The organism is Vibrio sp. 10N.261.52.A1 (assembly GCF_002876325.1).
Taxonomy (GTDB): Bacteria; Pseudomonadota; Gammaproteobacteria; order Enterobacterales; family Vibrionaceae; genus Vibrio; species Vibrio chagasii.
On sequence record NZ_MCYD01001000.1, the window covers coordinates 1 to 720 of the forward strand.

A 720-nucleotide genomic window follows, 5' to 3' on the forward strand; every position below is an offset into this window, starting at 1 on the left:
ATGTATTAGATAACAAAAGCTCATTTCAACATAAGAAATCGTCCAATAATCCCGCAAAAAACGCTTGATCTTATAAGCAACAAAAACTACTGTATACACATACAGCATGTATATAAGGACAGCAAAATGATTCAAGCACACGTTAAAGCACAACACTCTAGCCCGCTAATTCACGGCGCATTTGCATCAGCTTCTCGCTCAGCTCATCATTCATCTGATGAAGCGTTATTTGCAAAAATGGCGTTGCTGTCCAATCAACATCAATGGCTGCTATTTACGGCTCAAACACCAAGACCATCCGCTAAGCAACTGCAGAAACATAACGTATGCTGCGACCGCGTTATTCATATGAAAGCTTCTCACCAAATGACCGAAGCTGAAACAGTAGAGAAAGCGATCCGCTCTAAGAATGCGAGTGCGATCGTTGCTAGCGCGTCAATTGATCAATTTAGCCAACAATACTTAAGAACATTAGGTATGCGTTTCCAGTGTGAAGTTTTCTTCATGGATGCGAACTCAGAGCGCATTCACTAAGCAACATCGCTCAACTAGATAGCTCAGTAATATAGTCCAAATATACTGCCTTCCCCTGCCCTACGATTCGCCTTAAATTTGGTGGATAGTTAGGCAGGGGTTTTTATTTGATTAGCAGATTTAGCAAACGTTTGCTTTTTCTCTGGAAGCAAACGTTAGATTGGGTATAATGCCCGTCTAATCATG

The 720-nt window shown here is 41.2% G+C and carries 1 protein-coding gene; it reads left to right on the forward strand.

The window, feature by feature from the left end; all coding sequences use genetic code 11:
* Nucleotides 1-126 precede the first annotated feature (126 nt).
* Nucleotides 127-534 (forward strand): SulA-like leucine-rich domain-containing protein, encoded by a 408-nt coding sequence (locus BCT81_RS21700; RefSeq protein WP_004738476.1) that lies wholly within the window; start codon nt 127-129, stop codon nt 532-534.
* The last annotated feature ends 186 nt before the right edge of the window (nt 535-720 follow it).

Bases quoted from the DNA above. Each gene is read 5' to 3' on its own strand.
- BCT81_RS21700 (WP_004738476.1), top strand. From the start codon at position 127: ATGATTCAAGCACACGTTAAAGCACAACACTCTAGCCCGCTAATTCAC.